Below are 20,045 nucleotides of genomic sequence, written 5' to 3'. Positions count from 1 at the left end.
CCCTCCGACACGAGAGACATCTATGTCCGCAACGCTGCAACGCCGCCCATGGTGGCTGGGTCTGGCCGTGATCGTCATTGGGGCGATCTGGCTGCAACAGGGATACGCGCTACCGGATGCGTCGGGTTATGGCGGTGTGGGTCCTGGGGCATTTGTCATGCTGGTCGGCTTGGTGTTGATCCTGCTCGGCTTGGCGTTGATGGCACAGATCGCGCGCGGTGATTCGTTCGAACCTCAAGAGGCAGAGAGCGCCGAGGCGGGGGCCAAGCCCTCTCGCCAGGCATTGGCCTTTGCGGCGGCGGGCGCAGGGGTTCCCCTATTGACGATGCAATCCCTGGGTTTCCCTCTGACCGCCATGCTGGCATTTACCTTGGTGACTCACGCCTTTGGGTCGCGTCGCCTGGTGCTGGACGCTGTCATCGGCCTGGTGCTGGGGGTGATCTGCTGGATGGGGTTTTCGTGGCTGGGCGTGACGTTGGGCGGTGCACTGCCGCTGGCGGGGTGGTGAGATGGATGCCTTTGATTCGTTGATGGTCGGCTTTGGGGTCGCTTTGCAACCGACCCACTTGATGTGGGCCTTCGTGGGATCGTTGCTGGGAACGGCTATCGGCGTGTTACCCGGTATCGGGCCGGCCCTGACGATTGCGCTGTTGCTGCCGGTCACGGTCAAGCTGGCGCCGACCGCCGCGTTCATCATGTTTGCCGGTGTGCTGTACGGCGCAATGTATGGCGGCTCGACGACGTCGATCTTGTTGAACACGCCTGGCGAAAGCGGATCGATGATGACCGCGCTGGAGGGCAACAAGATGGCCCGGGCCGGGCGCGGCGCGGCTGCCTTGGCAACGGCGGCGATCGGGTCGTTTGTGGCCGGCACGATCGCGACATTGGCGTTGACGTTTTTAGCGCCGGCGATTGCGGAACTGGCATTCGTGTTTGGACCGGCGGATTATTTTGCCTTGATGTTGTTGGCGTTTACGTCGGTCTCGGTGGTAATGGGGACATCGCGGGTGCGCGGCTTTATCGCGCTGTTCCTGGGGTTGGCCATGGGTGTGGTGGGAATCGATGGTCCCACGGGACAGGCGCGTCTGGCATTTGGCTCGCCGGCCTTATTGGATGGCATCGACATTACGGTTGTACTGGTGTCGCTGTTTGCCATCGGAGAAATCCTTTACGTGGCGAGTCGCTATCGTCACGCTCCGCCAGCCGTCAACCCCCTGGCGGGCGGGCGCTGGATGACACGGCAAGATTGGCGTCGATCCTGGAAGCCTTGGCTGCGAGGTACGTGCCTGGGTTTCCCGATCGGTGCGTTGCCGGCAGGCGGCTCCGAGATTCCGACATTTCTTTCGTACACCATAGAGCGCCGGCTGAGCCGCCACAAAGAGGAGTTCGGCAAAGGCGCCATCGAGGGTGTAGCAGGTCCCGAAGCGGCGAACAATGCGGCGGCTGCGGGCATCCTGGTGCCCTTGTTGACGCTGGGACTCCCGACATCGGCCACGGCCGCCGTGTTGCTGGCGGCGTTTCAGAGCTATGGCTTACAGCCCGGGCCATTCTTATTCGTGAACAGTGCCGATCTGGTGTGGGGCTTGATTGCCTCGTTGTATATCGGCAATCTGATGTTGCTGGTGTTGAATCTACCCTTGGTGGGATTGTGGGTCCGGTTGCTGCTGATCCCTCGCCCTTATTTATATGCCGGCATATTGGTGTTCGCGTTGGTGGGGATCTGGGGCGTGGGCACATCCTGGATGGACCTACTGCTGATGTTCGTGATCGGTCTGGTGGGCTATGTGATGCGCGTCTATGACTTCCCCATCGCGCCGGTATTGATTGGCCTGATCCTGGGGCCACTGGCCGAGACGCAACTGCGCCGGGCGCTGTCCATAGGCGAAGGCAATCCGCTCGTCCTGGTGTCATCTCCGTTGTCGGCCACGCTGATCGTGTTGGCGTTTGCCGTACTGTTTTTGCCCGGCCTATTGCGCAGACTACGAGCGAATGCGTGAAGGTGTCTCGTCGGAGGCGTTTCTGCCGTGGGCTCAGTGGCTGCACTGGCCTAATCGAAACGGCTCGGCCCAACCAGGGGCCTCGGCCCCGCTGCGCGGGGCTGCCCGTCTCTCAAAAGGCCAGTGCAGCCACTGAGCCCACGACGGAAACGCACAGCCGCGGCATGCATACAGCGCTGAACACTCTAGGCCTCCCGGATTCAACGCTAGGCTACCCCCTCCGCATAGCCATCACGCTGTGGGTCGGCGCCGCCTTCCAGTTTGCCGTCAAAACGGGTGATGCCATGTACGCCCGCAAAGGCGTAGCTTAGATAGCTGCGGCGGACTTCGTAGCCGAGTTGTTCCACGGCCTGTTGGACGGGCTGTGGAATGCGGTTGGAAATATCGATGGCGTTGCTGGTGGCCACCACGCGCGGCGCGATGATGGCCTCCTGGATGCCCATGCCCCATTCCAGCACGTTGAGAATGACCTGCGCGACGGCGGGCCCGATCCAGGAGGCCCCGGGGGCGCCCAGCGTGAATACGGGTTGCTCGCCGTCGTAGATGATGCTGGGGGCCATGGAAGAATAGCGGCGTTTGCCGGGCTCGATAGAGTTCGGTGTGCCCGGCGTGGGGTCGAACGTGCTCATGGCGCCGTTCATCATAAAACCCGCATCTTTTACGATGAAGCCTGATGGGTTGCCCAGGGTATGCGTCAACGACACGATCATGCCGTTGGCATCGATCGCACTGACGTGCGTGGTGTGCTTGGACTCTCCCGGACTGCGGCGTTCGACATTGGCCTTTTCACCGGCCCGGATGCGCGCGGCTTGTTCCTGGCAATAGGCATCGGACAGTAGGCGTTCGACCGGATTGTCCGCGTAGTCGGGATCACCGATGAACTGCTCTTTATCACGCAGGGCGATTTTCATGATCTCGGCGAGTACACGGATGTAATCGGGCGAGTTGTGGCCCAGTGCGGGTAAATCAAACTGTTCGGCAATCCTCAGGATTTGTCCGACCAGCACGCCGCCTCCCGGCGGCGCCGGCATATCGACGCGCCAGCCACGATAGTTGACGGACAACGGGTCGGCCGTGCGTAGACGGAATTGCGCGAGATCAGCGCTCGAGAGCAGGCCGCCTTGACCGCGTACGTCGTCGATGATGTGGGCGGCAAGCGAGCCCGTGTAGAAACTGTTCGCGCCTTCTTGGGCCAGCGTCTGCAGCGTCGTCGCCAGATCTGGATTGAAAATAGTGGATCCGAGCTTCTTGTATGAACCGTCGGGCTCTAGATAGATGCGGCGACCGTCCGGAGTGAGAGCCAGTTTCTCTCCGTAGTTCATGCGTCCGTACTTCTGCTCGTTTTGCGTGAAGACGGTATAGACGTGCGGGCGCACAATCCAGCCATCGCGGGCGACGCGAATCGCCGAGTTGAACAGATCCCCCCAGGACATGCTGCCAAATTGCGCGTGAGCTGCCGAGAGCGCCTTGAGGATGCCCGGCGCGGTGACCGACTGTGCGCCCGCTTCATTCAAAAAATCTTTGACGATGAATCCAAACCCGTCGGTGGTCTCGCCCAAGACAATGTCTTGCCACATATCCGCACGGCTCTCAACCGGGCAGCCGCCAAAGCCCTCGTAGACTTTGCGAGTCCCTGTCGCGGGATCATAGATGTGCAGCATACCGAACCCACCAATGCCACACATCAACGGGTCGACCACCCCCTGTACCATGGCGCACGCAATGACAGCATCCAGCGCCGATCCGCCGGCCCGAAGAATCTCGGCCCCCGCGGAGACTGCCTCCGGTTGAGGCGCAACAATCATGGCCTTGGCTGCGGGTATTTTGCGTTCAGGAGCTTGTCCCATTATGACTTCCTTGGATGATATCGACAGGGCGGTTTAACAAGTGCGCGATCCAGGTTGCACTACACACCAAAAATGAGGTACCTATTTCAATGTTCTCGGTGCAGAGTGACGTGGTTCCAAAAAGGACCATTCAAAACTCGACTCTGACTGCCACTTTGGATTGTTCTGGCCATTTCAAGACGAACTCGCACAGGGTCAGTTCAGGTTCACATCGGAGGCGTTTGTGCCGTGGGCTCAGTGGCTACGCTGGCCTTTTGAGAAACGGGCAGCCCCGCGCAGCGGGGCCGAGGCCCCTGGTTGGGCCGAGCCGTTTCTATTAGGCCAGCGTAGCCACTGAGCCCGCGGTACAAACGCACAGCCGTGGCAAGCACCCACCGCTCGCCACGGTACTAAAAACCCCTTACAGCCCCGCCTTGAACTCCTTGTTCCAGAACTCCAGGCTGGCGGAGCGCTGACTGGCCAGGGCTTTCAGGTCATAGGAGTGAATGCGCGCCAGCTCTTGCTCCGTGAATCCCACCGACGCCTGCAGTTCGGGCGGTAAGGATGCATTGCGAACGGTTGGCGCGTAGCCCATGGTGTCGGCGAAGTGCACTTGGCCTGCCGGATCGAGCAGGGCATTCATGTATTTCCACGCCGCATCTTTATTGCGGCTGTTTTTCGGTACGGCTGCTTCGAAGGTCACGGGAATGGCGCCTTCCTCGGGGATGACGAACTCCAGTGGCAGGCCGGCTTCTTTCCACTGCAGGGCACGCGCTTTCCACATGCACGCGATCCAGATTTCACCCGACTTGAAAGCGGCGGCGACGGCTTCGTTCGAGGGAAACACCTTGGGCGAATTAGCTTGGAGTTTTTTCAGGAACTTATAGCCAGGTTCGAAGCTGGTGCCATTGCCACCCTCGGCCAGGCCGACAAACAGCGTGTTGAAATTGAAGAGAATGTCGGAGAACCCCACACGGCCCTTGTACTTGGGGTCCAACGCATCCTTGAATGAGTGCGGAGGCGTGGTGACCTTGTCCTTGTTATAGACCAGCACCATGGCGCTGAAAATATGGGGAATGGAATAGGGCGTCTTGAAGGTGTCGATCGCATTTGCGAGATTGGGCACGTTGTCTACGCTGACCGGTTCCAGCACACCCGCGGTGCTAGCGTCGTACATGTCCAGATCGCCCAGTAGTGCAACATCCATGGAGCCGCGTCGCGAATTGCGTTCAGCCTTGAGCTTGGTGTTACGTGCGGTGGCGTTACCCGTATCAAAGACGACGTCGATCCCTTGGGCGTTCACGATAGGGCTGATGAATTTCTGCAGCAGGTTCTGGTAGTCGCCGCCCCAGGTACCCACAACAACATTGGACGAGGCGCCATGCGCCATGCCAGGGATCAGAGGCAGGGCCGGCGCGATGGCCAGGCCCGCTGCCTGTTTGATAAAACCGCGTCGATGGAGATTGTGCTTATGCATAGTGCCCTCTGTAGAAATGGAATGGGTGCAGAGCATCCTGCCGGGGAAAAGAGAAAATGTATGGAAGAAATGTGCGCATGGCCGAGTTATCCGACGGTTTGATTATGCGCAGGCGGCCGCGGCCAGTGCGACCGGCGCGTCGGGAAACGCGGTATTGATGGCCGTGGCATCAATGTCGCGCGTGATGACGACGCAGATGTCTTCGGTGTTGACGCGCTGCATCAATCTGCGCGGCATGCCGAAGGTGGTTCCGACGCTTTGAATCAGTATAGGTTCGTCGCAGTCGGTTGTGTTGACGACCGCTTTGACTCGCAGCAAACGATCACCGCACAAACCTGCCAGGTCATCCAGCCAGATCGACATGTCTTCCCAGCTTGTGACGTCGCGCAGCGTGCCTTTCAGCACGTGAATGCGGGGATGTGCCAGCGCGCGAGTGTCGGGAGAAAATATCGCCCGTAGCGCGAGATCAACCGGATCGTTGGTGGACGCAATGGTGAAGGCTTGCTGCACGGCCAGGGCGCGATCGGTCTCGGCGACGATCTGTGCGAACGGGTTGACGCCACGAATGGTGCCGAGATGCTGTTCCAGGGTTTCCAGTGCGACCAAGTCGACTTTGGTCAGCACGATGCGTTGCGCGGCCGCTAGTTGTGCGGCGGCCTCGTCAAAGGACTCGATGTTCAGCAAACCCCGTTCGCAATCGTAGGTGCTGATGACCGATACGCGCAGGCCTCGTGCACTGAGCAGTGGATCCGCCAGGGACGCGATGATGGGGCCGGGGCGCGATAGCCCGCTGGTTTCCAGGACGATGCGTTTTAACGGCGCGCGACCCGCCGGCCTGGGGGCGTCGAGCAATGCCATCACCGTATCGACAAGACTGCTGCGCAGCGAGCAGCACACGCAGCCGTTGGCTAGCATGGTGACCGGCAGGTTTTGCGAGCCATCTTCCACAATGACACCGTCGATGCCAATTTCACCGGCTTCATTGACGATGACGCCGGTTTCTCCGCGGTCGTCGCCCTGGAGCAGATCGACGAGCAGCGAGGTCTTGCCGCTGCCCAGAAAGCCCGCAAGAATAATGAGTTCAATGGGCGTGTCGATGCGTCGCGTCGATGTCTCGGCGGCGTGTCCCGGGGAGGGTGCCGCCGATTGGGTCTCGGCAGCATTCGCGGCGAAATCAGCGGACATAGGGAGGTCTGTTTTTGTCGTCGCCCCAACCGTCGTTCACGAGCGCGCGCACGTCTGCCAGCAACTGGTCGACGTCATAGACCACGCCGGATTTGACGGTGTATTGCAGCGCACGACGCCATTCGGGTTTGCCCGTGCCGTCGTTCAGTCGCAGCGCACCGGTGCCGTACAGCAGCTTGAAATCCTCGAGTGGGTTTTCTTGCAGAATCAGCAGATCGGCACGCTTGCCGATATCGACCGAACCACGGTCCTCGCTGACGCCGAGGAGTTCGGCGCCTTGCGAGGTGGCGCTACGCAGCACCTCCAGGGGATGAAAGCCGGCCTCTTGCAGTAGTTCCAGTTCGCGAATCAGACCGAAACCAAATATCTGGAAGATGAATCCACTGTCGCTGCCGGCGCAAACACGGCCGCCGAGGTTCTTGTATTCGTTGATGAACTGCATCCAGATGCGGTAGTTTTCTTTCCACTCGATTTCGTTGGTGGTGCTCCAGCGATACCAGTAGGAACCATGGCCACCGCGTTGCGGCTGGAAGTATTTCCAGACGGCTTTCCAGGTGTAGTCGTCGTGCCAGTCGGCGCGGCGCGCACGCATCAGATCACGATTGGCGTCGTAGATGTTGAAGGTGGGAACGAACGTATGGCCCAATTCCAGGAACTGGTCCATGACGGATTTCCACTTTGCGCTACCGGGGGTCGCGGCTTGCTTGAAGGTCTGGCCGGCCAACGCGAAGCGAAAGTATTCGTCGTTGTAGTTGTAGTCGGTGGGGTAGTTCTGTACGACTTGATTTTCGAACAGGGCCTCGGGTAATCCGTAATAGTGTTCGGAACTGGTCAGGCCCCATTGGGCGGACTTGAGGGCGTTGACGCGGGTCACGGCCATTTGTGCATGGTGGCAACCGGAGCCCAGCCCGACCTTGGCGGCCTCGTCCAGCGCGGCCTGCATGATGGTCGGGGGGGCACCAAAAAACTTGATGCCATCAGCGCCACGAGCTTTCAGGCGTTGGACCCAGTCGCGCGCCTGATCGGGAGTGTGGATGGTTTTGACGCGATCGTTGACGGCAGGGAAATAGGCGTACGACAGAATGTGCGGCGCGGCGATCTCGTTCTTGGCCGAGGCGTCTTTTTGCTGCAGCGTGTATCCCAATCCATTGAGCCCGCCCATTTCACGCACGGTGGTAACGCCGTGCGCCAACCAGAGCTTGTAGATGTAGTCGGCGGGCGGCTCTACATCGCACATCGAGTGATAGGGCGTGCCGATGTGCGCATGCGAATCGATCAGCCCCGGCATGACGAATTTGCCGTGGCAGTCGATTTCATGATCGCCCGCGGCGGGGCGGCGGTCGGGGTTGATCGTGTCCAGCGAGGCGCCGACGCCAATGAGGGCGACGATACGTTCATTTTCGATCACGATATCGACCGGACCCCAGGGCGGCGCGCCGGTGCCGTCGATGATCGTGGCGCCGCGCAGCACCAAGCGCTTGAAGGGGCCGTCGCCTCGGTCACGGCGGGTGGCAGGGACCGGGGGCTTCCAGCCTTTGCTGGCATTCATGTCCCCCATTTCCTCGCCGGGCTGGGAGTTGATATAGGGATTGTCGGGCTTGGACATGGGGTTCCTTAATCAAATCAGTGTCGGGGATGAGGATCAGGCTGCGAGCTCGTCGTGATAGATCTGTCCGGCTTTCATGACCAGCGGAATGTGGTCGCCCTGGCCGAGCAGGCAATTGATGTCTTTGTAGGGGTTGCCATCGACCACCAGCACGTCGGCGATGGCGCCTTCGATGAGCTGGCCGAGTTTGCCCTGCATATTCAGAATTTCCGCACCGATCAGGGTGGCGCTTTGCAGGACCTCGAAGTTCGGGAGGACCTCGGCACGAATACGGAATTCGTCGCTTTGCAGCCGTTGTGACGGGCCGAGCAGGTCAGAGCCGAAACCCATCTTGACGCCGGCGCGCTTATAGAGCGCCAGCGAAGCCAGGCCCGCCGTGCGGACGGTGGCGATTTTGTCGACGCTATCGGCGGGCAAACCATAAGAGGCGCCTTCGTTGGCCAGGGCCTCGTAGGTGATCAGGGTGGGTACCACGTAGGCGCCTTTTTCTGCCATCAGCTTGGCGACGCGCTCGTCGATCAGGTTGCCGTGTTCGATCGTACGCACGCCATTGCGTACGGCGCGTTCGATGGCCTCGGCGGTATACGAGTGCGCCATGACATAGGTCTGGCGGCCCCGGGCCTCGGCCACGATGGCGGCAATCTCGTCCTCGGAATAACCGTAGGCCGCGATGGGGTCGGTGGGCGATGCGACGCCGCCCGAGGCCATGATCTTGATCTGATCGGCGCCCATTTGGAATTCCTCGCGCACGGCGCGGCGCAGGTTGTCGACGCCGTCGACGACGCGGCCGATGTCACCGGCTCGGAAACAGCAGCCGCAGTAACTCATGGGGCGAAGATGGTCCGAACGCTGGCGGGGATCGCCGTGCCCGCCGGTTTGGCTTAGCGCGCGTCCGGAAATGAACAACCGCGGGCCAATCACGGTGTCTTCTTCGACCGCGCATTTCAGGCCCCAGCCCGCACCGCCGGCATCGCGTAGCGTGGTGAAACCACGGCGCAGCATGGCCGCCATGATAGGCACGGCGCGCATCATCACCAGGGCATCCGGCAGGGCACCTTGGCTGCTGAGGTTGAGTTGGGTGGCCATCACGTGGCCATGCAGATCGATCAGGCCGGGCATGACGGTTTTGCCGCTGGCATCGATGACTCTGGCCGATGCCGCAGTGATGGGCTTGTCGGAGACCTCTTTGATCAGGCCATTTTCGACGAGGACGTCGTAGCCCTCTTGCAGTTCGGGCTGGGTGGGATCCAGCAAATTCCCGTTTTTAAATAGCACAGCGGACATTGAGGGTGCTCCTGGTATTCGGTAAAAAAGGATCAGGACACCATCGTCTTGACGTAGCGACGATGGATAAACCAGTTGGACAAGGTAGCCATGACCAGCGTGGCAACGACCAGCACGAGGGCCAGCGCAGCGCCGAACGGCCAGTTTGCGGCCTTGGTGATCTGGTCATACAGGGCCGGCGCCATCATGGTGATGCCGGTCCCGCCCAACAAGACCGGAGTCGCGTAGGCATTCATGCACAGAATGAAAACCAGCACGGTGCCCGCCGCGACACCGGGGGCGGCAATGGGCAGGACGATGCGATAAAAGGTCACGAAAAAATTTGCGCCGAGACTTTGCGAAGCCTCTTCGACGGCAAAATCGATGCCTTCGAGGACGCTTTGCAGGGTCAGGATAAAGTACGGCAGCACGACGCCCGTGGTGCCGACGATGACGGCAAATGGCGTGTACATCATCTGTAGCGGCTTGTCGATGAGTCCAAATAACTGCAGGAAATAGTTCACGAAACCGGCGTTGCCCAGAATGATCATCCAGCCTGCCGCGCGTACGACGTTGCCCACCATCAGCGGGAACACCAGCAAGATGATGAACAGGCTTTTGTAGCGGCTTTGGGATTTTGCCAAGAAATAGGCGACGGGAAAGCCCAGCACTAATGACAGTAGGGTGCACAGGCCCGCGACATAAACCGTATCGAGGAAGACCGCCCGGTAGTACGGGTCGCTAAAGAATTTGATATAGCTGTCCAGCGTGAAGCCTTCGACCATCATTGCATTATCGAAGTGGTTGAAGCTGTACCGGAACAACATCAGAATGGGCACGAGCATCACGATCAAGACCATGAGCGAGGCGGGGAACGCCAGGCTGGCGCCCATGCGCCGGCTCTGGCGCGCGCTTTTTTCAGCGGAATCCATGGTGTGTCGCCTTATTCGCTGAACAGCACGCAGTCCGCCGGGTCGAAGCACGCATGGACGCGCGCGCCTTCGGCCAGGTGCTGAATATGCTCGCCGCCACGGTTCGATATTTGGGCACTGACCGACTCGCCCGAATCCAGGCGTACGCGTACATCGATGATCGATCCCAGGTAAATGGCATTGTCGATGGTGCCGGCCAGCACGTTTGGCCCTTGGGGCTGGGTGCAGAGCATGACGCGCTCCGGGCGCACGCCGACTTTGTTGATGCTGCGATCGGTTCCGTCAATAACGATTTCGCGCTGGTGTTGCGTGATGAACCTGCCCGACTCGGCCACACTGCCGTCGAAGAAATTCATTCGCCCCAGAAAGTCCGCGACGAACAGATTGGCGGGCCGCTCATAGAGCGCCTCGGGCGAGCCGATTTGCTGGACCTTGCCGTCGTACATGATGGCCATGCGATCGGCAATGGCCAGGGCTTCTTCCTGATCGTGGGTGACGAAGATGGTAGTCAGTCCCAGGTTGCGCTGTAGTTCGCGGATTTCTTCGCGGACCTCGAGGCGTAGTTTGGCGTCCAAGTTGGAGAGGGGTTCATCCAGCAGGAATACGCGAGGCTGGATGGCCAGTGCACGAGCGATTGCTACGCGTTGTTGTTGCCCGCCCGAGAGTTGACGCGGATAGCGGTCATGGAATTGGGACATGCGCACCATGTCCAGCGCAGCGCGCATCCGTTTGTCGCGGTCGGCGGCGGGGACTTTGTGCATTTCCAGACCGAACAGGACGTTTTGACTGACGGTCATGTGGGGGAACAGCGCATATCGCTGAAACACCATGCCGGTATTGCGTTTGTGTACTGGCATATGGGTGACGTCGTCGTCGCCGATATGAATAGTGCCGGCCGTAGGCGGGATGAACCCGGCGATCATGCGCAAGGTGGTGGTTTTGCCGCAGCCGCTGGGGCCCAGAAAAGCGACCAGTTCGCCGTCCGCGATGTCGAGGGAAAAATCCGAGACTGCTACGGCAGAGCCGAACGTCTTTTTAAGCCGCTCTATAGAGACTTTTGCCATTGTTTTAAACCACCTGACTGAGTTTTACGAAGCGATCGGTCACGAGCATGACGATACCCAACAGCAAAATCTGGATCGCCGAGACCGCCGCAATGGTCGGGTCAAGGTTGAATTCGAGATATTGCATGATCGCAATCGGGAGCGTGGTGCGGCCGGGGCCCACCAGCGAGAGTGAGAGTTCGAGGTTTTCGAACGATACGACGAAGCTGAACAGCGAAGCCGCGACGATGGCGGGTCGAAGCATGGGCAGCGTAACCCGCCAGAATGCGATCCGTGGATTGGCCCCCAGGTTTCTGGCGGCCTCTGCGATGGAGGGATCGAGCCCGTGCATGCTGGCCGAGACCAGTCGTACCGTCCAGGGGATGGTCAGGCAGATGTGGGCAAGCACCAGTCCGCCGTACGTACCGACGACGTCCATGTCGAGAAAATTCTCGACCTGCAAATAGGCCAGGTAGATGGCGACACCCGCGACGATGCCGGGCACCAATAGCGGGGAAAGCAGCAGCGTGTTGATCAGGTTGTTGCCTTTGAAGGCATAACGAATGATGCCCAGTGATGCCGCCACGCCCAGCGTCACGCCGCAAATCGAGGCGATGGCGGCCACCTGCAGACTGGTAATGAACCCATTGACAAAGGCGGAATCGGTGACTGCCTTGTGATACCAGGAGAAGGTATAACCCGATGGCGGGAAATAGAGAATGGCGTCTTTGAAGAAGCTGAGCCACACGACAAAAATCAATGGGCTGAGCATGAAAAGGTACATCGCGACGATAAAAATGCGATGCAGCCATGTGATCCAAGGCGTCCGTGGTTTACGGCGAGAGCCAAGAGTGGCGGCAATGCGCATGTCAGCGCTGGCGGGGGTTTGCAATTCATTTACCTGTTTCAAGAGGCCTACTGCAAATCCATGCGACACACCTGGTTGCACCAAACCAATAAAGATGCAACCGATGCTAATTAATTAGGGCAACCTTTGATATCCGTATTAGCCCCTATGGTTGTACTCCGGATAATTTGCGGGGGGTAAACCCGTCGCGCCGTTGCATTCATAGCGATTTCTTGCAGGCCTCGCGTCAGGCGGTCGAGTTCGGGTTTGTGATGTTTTTTGCATTTGGCAGCGAATCAGACGCAGAATGTCACGGATGGTGCATGCGGTCTTGCTAGCATCATCACGCCGGGCTGACCCGGTTATGTCAATTTGCGCCATTCATGGGCGTTATTGGAGGCTGTCATGCAAGCAAAAAGAATATTTCCCCGTATCGCGACGTTGATCGCGGTGGCTGCGTTAGCCGCCGGCTGTGCGACGCAACAGCAAACCAATACCGCGGTCGGCACGGGCGCCGGTGCTGCGGCTGGCGCTGGGATTGGGGCCTTGATCGGCAATGGCAAGGGGGCGGCGATTGGCGCGGGTATTGGCGCTGTGGCCGGCGGCCTGATCGGCTACAACTGGTCGGGCGTCAAGAAAGATGTGCAGCAATCTGGCGCGTCGTCGCTCGGGATTGACGTGGTCGAAATGCCCGATGGCAGCCTGAAGGTCAATATCCCCAGCAACGTCTCGTTTGACACGGACAAGGCCGTACTGAAACCCGCGCTGTTGCCGGTGCTCGATAGTGTGGCGCGTGCGCTGACAGAGCACCCGGAACTGCGCACGAAAGTGGTGGGCCATACGGATAGCACGGGTGCCGCCGCGTATAACCAGACCCTGTCTGACAAGCGCGCTCGTAGCGTGACCACCTATCTGGCCGGCAAGGGCGTGGCTCAGAATCGCATGAGCATCGAAGGCCGTGCCGCCCGTGACCCGATCGCGGATAACGGAACCGCCGAAGGCCGTGCGGCAAACCGGCGCGTCGAGGTTTACTTGTACGCGGTAAAGCCGCAGTAAGAAAACAGCCCGCCGACAGGGGCGGGCTGTGAATGCCGTGGCGGGCCTTACGTGCCCGCCACGATAGATCGGTTAACCGCGCACGTAGTACACGCGCATGGCTTGCTGGCGGTCGCTGGGATCCATCACCTGGATGCGTATCGAGCGTGGGGTAAGACCCTCGGGCACCTCTGCCGTGCCTTGTGCCACGTGGTAGTGATTCAGTGTGATATCGATGGGAGGCAGATCGATCGCGCCCGCGCGCCCATTGCGATAGACGCCCTCTACGGTCAATCGCAATGTGCCCTTGAATTCGGGGCCTTTGCTGTCCCTCATCAAGAGCACTTGGTAGCTGAGTTTGCCCGGGGCGCGGCTGAACAGGCCGGAGCGCACGCCAATGTCGGTGCCGCGCGGATCCGGTGGGACCACGTTCTGGAAAACCGTCAGCGCTTTGTCGAGTTGCTGAAGCTGCTCGCGCGCTGCCGTCAGTTCAGTCGTCGCCTGTTTTTGAGCGGCCTGACTACTGTCACGTTGTGTCGTGGCCTCGCCGAGTTGCGTGCGCAGGCGCTGACGCTCGAGATTGGCCGCGTTCAGTTCAGACTGCAGTTGCTCGGATTGCTCGATCGTTAAGCGAGGCGGTCCGTAGTTGGCTTGCAAAAATAATACGCCGCCTGCGCCCAGGCCGACGCCGATCAACATCAAAAAAACCCAACGCGGCATCCGGCGAGCGCGTTTGCCGGGGTTATAGACCGACGGCTTGAAAGTGGCTCGTTGCGAGCGTCCGAACATCCCCATGCTTAAAACCTTGTGTGCGTGTGTTGCTGGCTGTGACGAGCCAAAATCGGTAAAGAATAACGTTTGTATCGTAGCTCAGGTTACGGCTGACAAATTTAGTTGCGTATTGCCGCCGTCGCGCAGGCTAGGTGGTGCTCAGTCGCGCATCCAGCATGGCCAGCCGTTGTGGGGTGCCGACGTCGGTCCACGTGCCGCGATGATGAGTGCCCAGAACCGTGCCGCGCTGCATGGCGGTGCGCAGCAACGGTGCCAGCGGGGCGGGGGTGGCCGCGGGCAAGGCGGCAAACAGGCTGGGACGGTACAGGCCGATCCCGGCAAAGGTCAACCGTTGGGATGCCCCGGCTGTACCCGAGATGCCGGCTTGACCCGCGGGCGCCGTGTCATCGCTCAACACGCGGCCTTGGGCGGACAGGACAAAGTCGCCCTTGGGATGATGCTCGGGGTTGTCGACCAGTAACAGCCACGCCTCGGCCTGGGCGGCGTTGAGCTCCTGCGCCCGGGTTTGCGCCTCGGTAGGGTCCCAGTCGCACCAGATGTCGCCATTGATGACCAGAAAAGGTGCTTGCCCGAGAAAGGGCAGGGCCTGGACGATGCCGCCTGCGGTTTCCAGGGCGGGCGGGGTTTCCGCGGAATAGGTGATGCGCACGTTGTATCGGCTGCCATCACCCAGTTGGGCAGGTAGTTGCTCGCCCAGCCAGGCGTGGTTGATCACCACTTGGTGTATGCCGGCCGCGGCCAGCCGTTCGAGGTGCCAGACGATGAGGGGTTTTCCACCGACCGGCAGCAATGGTTTGGGTGTGTGGTCGGTCAGGGGACGCATGCGTTCGCCGCGTCCGGCTGCCAAAATCATTGCATGCATCAGAACGTATACCCCACTTGGACTTCGCGATTGTCGAGTCGATCCAGGAGGCGAAGCAGGGGCTTGAAGACGCCATAGCGCTGCGCGACCTGTCGCACATAGGCATTGACGCGCGGGATATGTGTCAGGTAGACCGGCTTGCCATCGCGGTGATGCAGGCGGGCGAAAACACCCAGAATACGCAGGTTGCGTTGCAGGCTCATCCATTCATAAGCCTGATGAAAATCGGCGAAATCGCCATGGATGGGTAAACCGGCGGCACGCGCCATTTCCCAGTAGCGGATGGCCCAGTCCAGTTGTTGCGGTTCTTCCCAGGTGGTGCGTGCGTCCATGACCAGCGAGGCCAGGTCGTAGGTAATGGGGCCGGCCAGGGCGTCCTGGAAATCCAGAATGCCGGGGTTCGGGCCGAAAGCGGGGTCGTCGCAGACCATCAAGTTGGGCGAGTGAAAGTCGCGATGCACCAATACGGGCGGCTGAGCGGCATTGGCATCGGACAGCAGGCCAAAAATGTGCTGAATCGCCGTCGCGGTCTTGTCGTCGAGTTGCACGCCATGATGCCGCTCGACATACCACTGCGGGAAGAGCTCAAGCTCGTCTGCCAGACGGGGGCGGTCATAGGCGGATAACCCCTCGGTGCGCGCCTGTTGCATGCGCACCAGTGCGGCCAGGGCCTCGCGGTAGAGATTTTGTAACTGATCGTCGGGCAGGCCCGCCTGGATGCGTTGGTAATAGGTGTCGTGTCCCAGGTCCGATAGCAATAGCAGGCCTTGGTCGGGGGCCTGCGCCAGTATCTCGGGAACGTTCAGCCCGGTTTCCCGCAACAGGTCGCCGACGTGCAGAAACGGGCGGACGTCTTCGTGTGGCGGGGGCGCATCCATGATAATGGCCGTGCGTGCGCCGGCGCGAATGCGGAAATAGCGTCGAAAACTAGCGTCGCTAGAGGCCGGTTGCAGGGTTTCGGGGGCCAATGCCAACTCGGCGGGCAGGGTCGTTAGCCAAGTCTGGACCTGGGTCAGGCGGGGGTCGTGATCGGTGCTCAAGGGGGCCGTCTCGCAATACGGTAGGGTTTGGTTGCTTGCCGGGCGTGTTCTGTTAAAAACGTTATGCTCAGCTTCTCTATAATACCGGGTCGCCCCTCCTGACATGCATGCGAATGTGTATGTCCTGTCCGGGTCATTATCGCCGCCGTGCAGATTGGCATCGGGGCGGGTGTTTTTTATCAATAAGGCGTGCATTTACGGTGAGTATGGTCCGGTGGTTGATCCTCTCTGCTGTCAGCTTGGCCGGTGCCGTCCATGCGCAGGGCAGCCAGGGAACGCGTTTGCCCGCCGAGGCCAATGCGACTGGAGCGCCGACTTTGCGCGCGACGCCCCAACTGCGCAGCTCTACAGGCCTGCAGGAGCACAACCCGCCTGACGATAGCGTGCCGTCTTATTTGCAGGCCGATCATATCCAGGGCGACCCGAATGCCAATGTGACGTTGACGGGTAACGCCGAGGTGCGTCGTATAGACGGGGTGGTCAAGGGCGACAAGATCGACTATCGCAACGATACCGGTGCGACTGACCTCCAGGGCAGTGTGCGCATGATGCGTGGCGGCACGCTCGTGACGGGTCCAGCGGCACAGTTCAATATGGATACGGATAGCGGCGAGATCGAATCGCCGAATTTCTGGATCGGCGCGAATGGCGGTACGGCGCGTGCGGATCAGGCCGAGATTTTCAGTCGTTCGCAAATGCGGCTGACGAACGTGCAGTACAGTGGCTGCCCGTGCCCCAATCCGTCCTGGTACATCGAGGCTGATAGCGCTGATCTCGATTTCGACGAAAACGAAGGCGTGGCCCGCAATGGCGTGCTGTATTTCAAGGACGTGCCGTTGTTCGGATTGCCGTATCTGACGTTTCCGGTCAAAAAAGAACGTAAGTCAGGCTTTTTGGTGCCGACGTACGGGCTGACCAGTAATAGCGGCCTGGATCTGTCCATTCCGTATTACTTCAATCTGGCTCCCAACTACGATTTGACGCTGCAGCCCCGCTATCTGAGCAAACGCGGCCCGCAGTTGGGCGCCGAGTTCCGGTATATGGGCCAGTCCTATTCGGGTGACATGGTTGGTACGTATATGTCCCGTGACCAGGACACGGGGGACCGGCGCTGGATGTTCCGTTCGCGGCACCAGCAATTGCTGGGGAACGGGTTTTCCGCCGATTGGGACTATGCCAGGGTTTCCGACAACGACTATTTTCGGGATTTTTCCACATTGGGCCTGAACGAGGCTTCAACGACGTATTTGCCGCAGCGTGGCCGGGTGGGCTGGAGCGATCGTTACTGGAATGCCTATGCCCAGGTCTACAAGTACCAGACCCTGCAGGACGAAGACGCACTGCTCGCGCCGCCCTACAACAAAGTCCCCGAACTCTACCTGAAGGGCTCGCGGTATGACGCCAATGGCTTCGATGTCGAGTGGACCAATACGGCGGTGCGTTTCGAACGGCCCTTGCTCAACGACGAGCGCCTGGGTCCGGACGGAGATCGGTTGCAAAGTTATTTGACGGCGTCCTACCCGATCGTGCGTCCAGGCTGGTTCGTGGTTCCCAAGGCCGGCATTCACCATACGCAATACAAGACCGATTGGTATCGGTTGAATCAGAACGAGAGCAATATGTCGCGCACCCTGCCGATTTTTTCGGTGGATGCGGGCATGGTGTTTGAGCGGGACACCACGCTATTTGGCAACGACTCGATCCAGACATTGGAGCCTCGACTGTATTACCTGAACGTGCCTTATCGGGACCAGTCCAAGCTCCCGGTGTATGACACCACGCTGGCGAATTTCAGTTTCGAGCAGGCGTTCGAAGAAAATATTTATACGGGTGGCTGGGATCGTATTGCTAACGCCAACCAGTTGACGGCCGCATTGACCACCCGTTGGCTCGACGCGGATAGTGGCTTTGAGCGGTTGTCATTGTCGGCGGCGCAGCGTCTGTATTTCGAAGATCAACGCGTCACATTACCGGGTGAAAGCCCACGCGAAGACCGTAATGTGCGCTCCGACTTTCTGGTGGCGGCGAGCGCCGCGCTGACCGATACACTCAGCACCGCGGTCGCGGCGCAGTACGATCCCTACGACAACAATTGGTCTCGTGGCCTGATCAGTGCCCGGTGGCGGCCGCAACGCCTGACCTCGGTGGCGCTATCGTATCGCTATCAGCGCAATCCGCTACCGGACACCGGGATTTATCAGCCGCGCGGCCAGAACCAAATCAGTCTGGCATTCCAATGGCCATTTACACAACGGTGGTACGGTGTAGGCCGGATCGATTATTCGTTGGGCTCTGAACAAGCAACGGATACGTCGGCCAACGAGTCTTCCCGCGTGACGCAGGCGATCGCCGGCGTCGAGTACAAGGGGGATTGCTGCTGGACGGGCCGGGTAGTGTTCCAGCGCTATGCCGTGTCAGCATCCGACACCAACACCGCGCTGTTTTTCCAATTGGAATTGAGCGGTTTGGGTTCATTGGGCACAGACCCGATGAGCCTGCTGAACAAGAGTATTCCTGGGTATCAGTCTGTGACGCCGCAGACGCCTCAGGGCACGACATTTGAAAGGTATGAATGATGCGTAGCTTGCACACTTTGCGCCGGCTGTCCGGTAACCTGTTGGTCTTGACTGCATGCGCGTCTGTGCCTGTCGCCTACGCGCAGCAGCCTACGACCCGCGGGTCGGTCAAGCCCGCCGCCGCGCAATCCGCCAAGCAGGGCGATCAGTTTGTCGATGGCATTGCCGCAGTGGTCAACAAAGACGTCATTACGCTGCGTGAGGTCGATAGCGCCTCAAAACGCGCTATCGAAGATCTGCAGCGGCGCGGTATTCAGGTGCCGCCTCAAGATATCCTGCGGCGCCAGGTGTTGCAAAGCCTGATCATCGAGCGCGTGCAGACCCAAGAGGCGGACCGTCTGGGGATCCGCGTCAATGACGGGCAGATCGATCAGGCCATTGCCAGTATTGCCGAACGCAATCGTATAACGCCACAGCAAATGCGGGCTGAGGTCGAAAAATCCGGCGTGAAATGGGAGGATTACCGCAAATCCTTATCCAATGATCTGCGTATGAATCGCCTGCGCCAGCGCGCGGTGGACTCGAACATCGTCATCAGCGATGCCGAGGTCGACGCATTCCTGAAAGATCGCGCCAACAATCCCGCGGTGGGCGCCGCGCCCTCCGCGCCCTCCGCGCCCTCACCCGCGCAGCGTGCGCCGCAGGCACGCGCACAGTCCGGACCCGAGCAAGTCGCACTGGGGCAGATTCTGATCCGCGTCCCCGAGGGCGCCAGTTCCTCAGAGGTCGCCGAGTTGCGTAAAAAAGCGGAAAGCGTCCTCGCGCGTCTGAAAAAGGGCAGTGATTTCGCGAGTCTGGCCGCCGAAACGTCGGATGGCCCAGAGGCACTGCAAGGCGGTGTGATGGGCGCCCGTCCGATGGACGGTTGGCCTGACCTGTTCGTTCAGGCGATTGCTTCGCTGTCGCCCGGACAGGTGAGTGATGTGATTCAAAGCGGTAACGGCTTTCATATCCTGAAGGTGCTCGATCGCGCCGGCGGGGCGCCCGCTCAGCCTGCTCAGCAGCCAGCGCCGCAAAGTCCCGCCGTGGCTCCTCAACCGGGCCAAGGCATGCCCACGCAGCAAGGGCCGGTGCAAGTGACGCAAACGCATGCGCGTCATATTCTGGTCAAAACCTCCGCCGTGATGACCGACGATCAAGCCCGTCAGCGACTGGAGCAAATTCGTCAGCGCGTCATCAACGGAGGGGCTTCGTTTAGCGATATGGCTCGCCAGTACTCCGAAGACGGCAATGCGCCGCAAGGCGGTGACTTGGGTTGGGTGAATCCGGGCGAGATGGTGCCTGCGTTCGAACAGGCCATGAACGCACTGCCCGTGGGTGGCCTCAGCGAACCCGTGCTGTCGCCATTCGGTTGGCATTTGATTCAGGTCGAAGAACGCCGTGAGCACGATGTCAGCGACGACTTGCAACGCATGCAGGCCCGTCAGATCCTGTTCGAACGCCGTGCTCAGCCTGCGTTCGAAGACTGGGTCGAACAACTGCGTACCGGGGCATATATCGATAATCGCCTCGAAAAACAGATGGCCGACGACCAAAATAATCGCTAAGCGTTTCGAGTGCATCC

At 60.1% G+C, this 20,045-nt stretch carries 16 protein-coding genes; 5 read left to right on the top strand and 11 right to left on the bottom strand.

The features are described 5' to 3' along the window. The first annotated feature begins 22 nt into the window (after window positions 1-22). Both ACYVDM_RS06440 and ACYVDM_RS06435 read left to right on the top strand, forming a co-directional pair. The gene (locus tag ACYVDM_RS06440; RefSeq protein ID WP_415791508.1) at window positions 23-508 is read left to right on the top strand and encodes a tripartite tricarboxylate transporter TctB family protein; all 486 of its coding nucleotides are present in this window, start codon (window positions 23-25) and stop codon (window positions 506-508) included. Between the two features lies 1 nt (window position 509). After that, window positions 510-1,997: a tripartite tricarboxylate transporter permease gene (locus tag ACYVDM_RS06435; protein WP_415791506.1), complete on the top strand. Its 1,488-nt coding sequence runs from the start codon at window positions 510-512 to the stop codon at window positions 1,995-1,997. Between the two features lie 206 nt (window positions 1,998-2,203). Here ACYVDM_RS06435 and ACYVDM_RS06430 read toward each other — a convergent pair whose 3' ends face one another. The 8 genes from ACYVDM_RS06430 to ACYVDM_RS06395 all read right to left on the bottom strand — a co-directional run bounded on the left by ACYVDM_RS06430 (window position 2,204) and on the right by ACYVDM_RS06395 (window position 12,197). After that, window positions 2,204-3,844, bottom strand: coding sequence for a gamma-glutamyltransferase family protein (locus ACYVDM_RS06430; protein WP_415791504.1), 1,641 nt, complete (start codon window positions 3,842-3,844; stop codon window positions 2,204-2,206). A 400-nt stretch (window positions 3,845-4,244) separates the two neighbouring features. Next, window positions 4,245-5,300, bottom strand: coding sequence for an ABC transporter substrate-binding protein (locus tag ACYVDM_RS06425; protein WP_415791502.1), 1,056 nt, complete (start codon window positions 5,298-5,300; stop codon window positions 4,245-4,247). A 102-nt stretch (window positions 5,301-5,402) separates the two neighbouring features. Next, window positions 5,403-6,485: a CobW family GTP-binding protein gene (locus ACYVDM_RS06420; protein WP_415791500.1), complete on the bottom strand. Its 1,083-nt coding sequence runs from the start codon at window positions 6,483-6,485 to the stop codon at window positions 5,403-5,405. After that, on the bottom strand, window positions 6,475-8,091 hold the full coding sequence (locus tag ACYVDM_RS06415; RefSeq protein ID WP_415791498.1) for an amidohydrolase family protein: 1,617 nt from the start codon (window positions 8,089-8,091) through the stop codon (window positions 6,475-6,477). The genes ACYVDM_RS06420 and ACYVDM_RS06415 overlap by 11 nt, the downstream gene beginning before the upstream one ends. 36 nt (window positions 8,092-8,127) lie before the next feature. Further along, the gene (locus tag ACYVDM_RS06410; RefSeq protein WP_415791496.1) at window positions 8,128-9,375 is read right to left on the bottom strand and encodes a metal-dependent hydrolase family protein; all 1,248 of its coding nucleotides are present in this window, start codon (window positions 9,373-9,375) and stop codon (window positions 8,128-8,130) included. A gap of 32 nt (window positions 9,376-9,407) precedes the next feature. Further along, entirely contained in the window at window positions 9,408-10,286 is an 879-nt protein-coding gene (locus tag ACYVDM_RS06405; RefSeq protein ID WP_415791494.1) for an ABC transporter permease, read from the bottom strand. Window positions 10,287-10,297: 11 nt separating this feature from the next. After that, a complete protein-coding gene (locus ACYVDM_RS06400; RefSeq protein WP_415791492.1) occupies window positions 10,298-11,350 on the bottom strand; it encodes an ABC transporter ATP-binding protein in 1,053 nt (350 codons plus the stop codon). 4 nt (window positions 11,351-11,354) lie between these two features. Then, a complete protein-coding gene (locus ACYVDM_RS06395; protein WP_415791938.1) occupies window positions 11,355-12,197 on the bottom strand; it encodes an ABC transporter permease in 843 nt (280 codons plus the stop codon). A 384-nt stretch (window positions 12,198-12,581) separates the two neighbouring features. Between ACYVDM_RS06395 and ACYVDM_RS06390 the strand changes: the two genes are divergently transcribed. Further along, the gene (locus ACYVDM_RS06390) at window positions 12,582-13,232 is read left to right on the top strand and encodes an OmpA family protein (RefSeq protein WP_415791490.1); all 651 of its coding nucleotides are present in this window, start codon (window positions 12,582-12,584) and stop codon (window positions 13,230-13,232) included. Between the two features lie 72 nt (window positions 13,233-13,304). Here ACYVDM_RS06390 and ACYVDM_RS06385 read toward each other — a convergent pair whose 3' ends face one another. The 3 genes from ACYVDM_RS06385 to ACYVDM_RS06375 form a co-directional block, all read right to left on the bottom strand. After that, complete coding sequence (locus ACYVDM_RS06385) at window positions 13,305-14,000, bottom strand: DUF6776 family protein (RefSeq protein WP_415791937.1); 696 nt, start codon at window positions 13,998-14,000, stop codon at window positions 13,305-13,307. A gap of 130 nt (window positions 14,001-14,130) precedes the next feature. Then, window positions 14,131-14,865, bottom strand: coding sequence for an N-acetylmuramate alpha-1-phosphate uridylyltransferase MurU (murU, locus tag ACYVDM_RS06380; protein ID WP_415791488.1), 735 nt, complete (start codon window positions 14,863-14,865; stop codon window positions 14,131-14,133). Further along, window positions 14,865-15,905: an aminoglycoside phosphotransferase family protein gene (locus ACYVDM_RS06375; protein ID WP_415791486.1), complete on the bottom strand. Its 1,041-nt coding sequence runs from the start codon at window positions 15,903-15,905 to the stop codon at window positions 14,865-14,867. Before ACYVDM_RS06375 ends, murU begins: the two co-directional genes overlap by 1 nt. Window positions 15,906-16,105: 200 nt before the next feature. Between ACYVDM_RS06375 and ACYVDM_RS06370 the strand changes: the two genes are divergently transcribed. Together ACYVDM_RS06370 and ACYVDM_RS06365 are read left to right on the top strand one after the other, a co-directional pair. Then, entirely contained in the window at window positions 16,106-18,481 is a 2,376-nt protein-coding gene (locus tag ACYVDM_RS06370; protein WP_415791484.1) for an LPS-assembly protein LptD, read from the top strand. After that, entirely contained in the window at window positions 18,478-20,028 is a 1,551-nt protein-coding gene (locus ACYVDM_RS06365; RefSeq protein ID WP_415791482.1) for a peptidylprolyl isomerase, read from the top strand. The genes ACYVDM_RS06370 and ACYVDM_RS06365 overlap by 4 nt, the downstream gene beginning before the upstream one ends. Window positions 20,029-20,045: the final 17 nt, after the last annotated feature.

Source organism: Bordetella tumulicola, from assembly GCF_054779135.1.
This window is presented reverse-complemented; position numbering and strand designations above follow the sequence as displayed.

What these genes read in the sequence shown, in the direction of transcription:
- ACYVDM_RS06440 (WP_415791508.1), top strand. Translation starts at nt 23, where the DNA reads ATGTCCGCAACGCTGCAACGCCGCCCATGGTGGCTGGGTCTGGCCGTG.
- ACYVDM_RS06435 (WP_415791506.1), top strand. Translation starts at nt 510, where the DNA reads ATGGATGCCTTTGATTCGTTGATGGTCGGCTTTGGGGTCGCTTTGCAA.
- ACYVDM_RS06430 (WP_415791504.1), bottom strand. Translation starts at nt 3,844, where the DNA reads ATGGGACAAGCTCCTGAACGCAAAATACCCGCAGCCAAGGCCATGATT.
- ACYVDM_RS06425 (WP_415791502.1), bottom strand. Translation starts at nt 5,300, where the DNA reads ATGCATAAGCACAATCTCCATCGACGCGGTTTTATCAAACAGGCAGCG.
- ACYVDM_RS06420 (WP_415791500.1), bottom strand. Translation starts at nt 6,485, where the DNA reads ATGTCCGCTGATTTCGCCGCGAATGCTGCCGAGACCCAATCGGCGGCA.
- ACYVDM_RS06415 (WP_415791498.1), bottom strand. Translation starts at nt 8,091, where the DNA reads ATGTCCAAGCCCGACAATCCCTATATCAACTCCCAGCCCGGCGAGGAA.
- ACYVDM_RS06410 (WP_415791496.1), bottom strand. Translation starts at nt 9,375, where the DNA reads ATGTCCGCTGTGCTATTTAAAAACGGGAATTTGCTGGATCCCACCCAG.
- ACYVDM_RS06405 (WP_415791494.1), bottom strand. Translation starts at nt 10,286, where the DNA reads ATGGATTCCGCTGAAAAAAGCGCGCGCCAGAGCCGGCGCATGGGCGCC.
- ACYVDM_RS06400 (WP_415791492.1), bottom strand. Translation starts at nt 11,350, where the DNA reads ATGGCAAAAGTCTCTATAGAGCGGCTTAAAAAGACGTTCGGCTCTGCC.
- ACYVDM_RS06395 (WP_415791938.1), bottom strand. Translation starts at nt 12,197, where the DNA reads ATGCGCATTGCCGCCACTCTTGGCTCTCGCCGTAAACCACGGACGCCT.
- ACYVDM_RS06390 (WP_415791490.1), top strand. Translation starts at nt 12,582, where the DNA reads ATGCAAGCAAAAAGAATATTTCCCCGTATCGCGACGTTGATCGCGGTG.
- ACYVDM_RS06385 (WP_415791937.1), bottom strand. Translation starts at nt 14,000, where the DNA reads ATGTTCGGACGCTCGCAACGAGCCACTTTCAAGCCGTCGGTCTATAAC.
- murU (WP_415791488.1), bottom strand. Translation starts at nt 14,865, where the DNA reads ATGCATGCAATGATTTTGGCAGCCGGACGCGGCGAACGCATGCGTCCC.
- ACYVDM_RS06365 (WP_415791482.1), top strand. Translation starts at nt 18,478, where the DNA reads ATGATGCGTAGCTTGCACACTTTGCGCCGGCTGTCCGGTAACCTGTTG.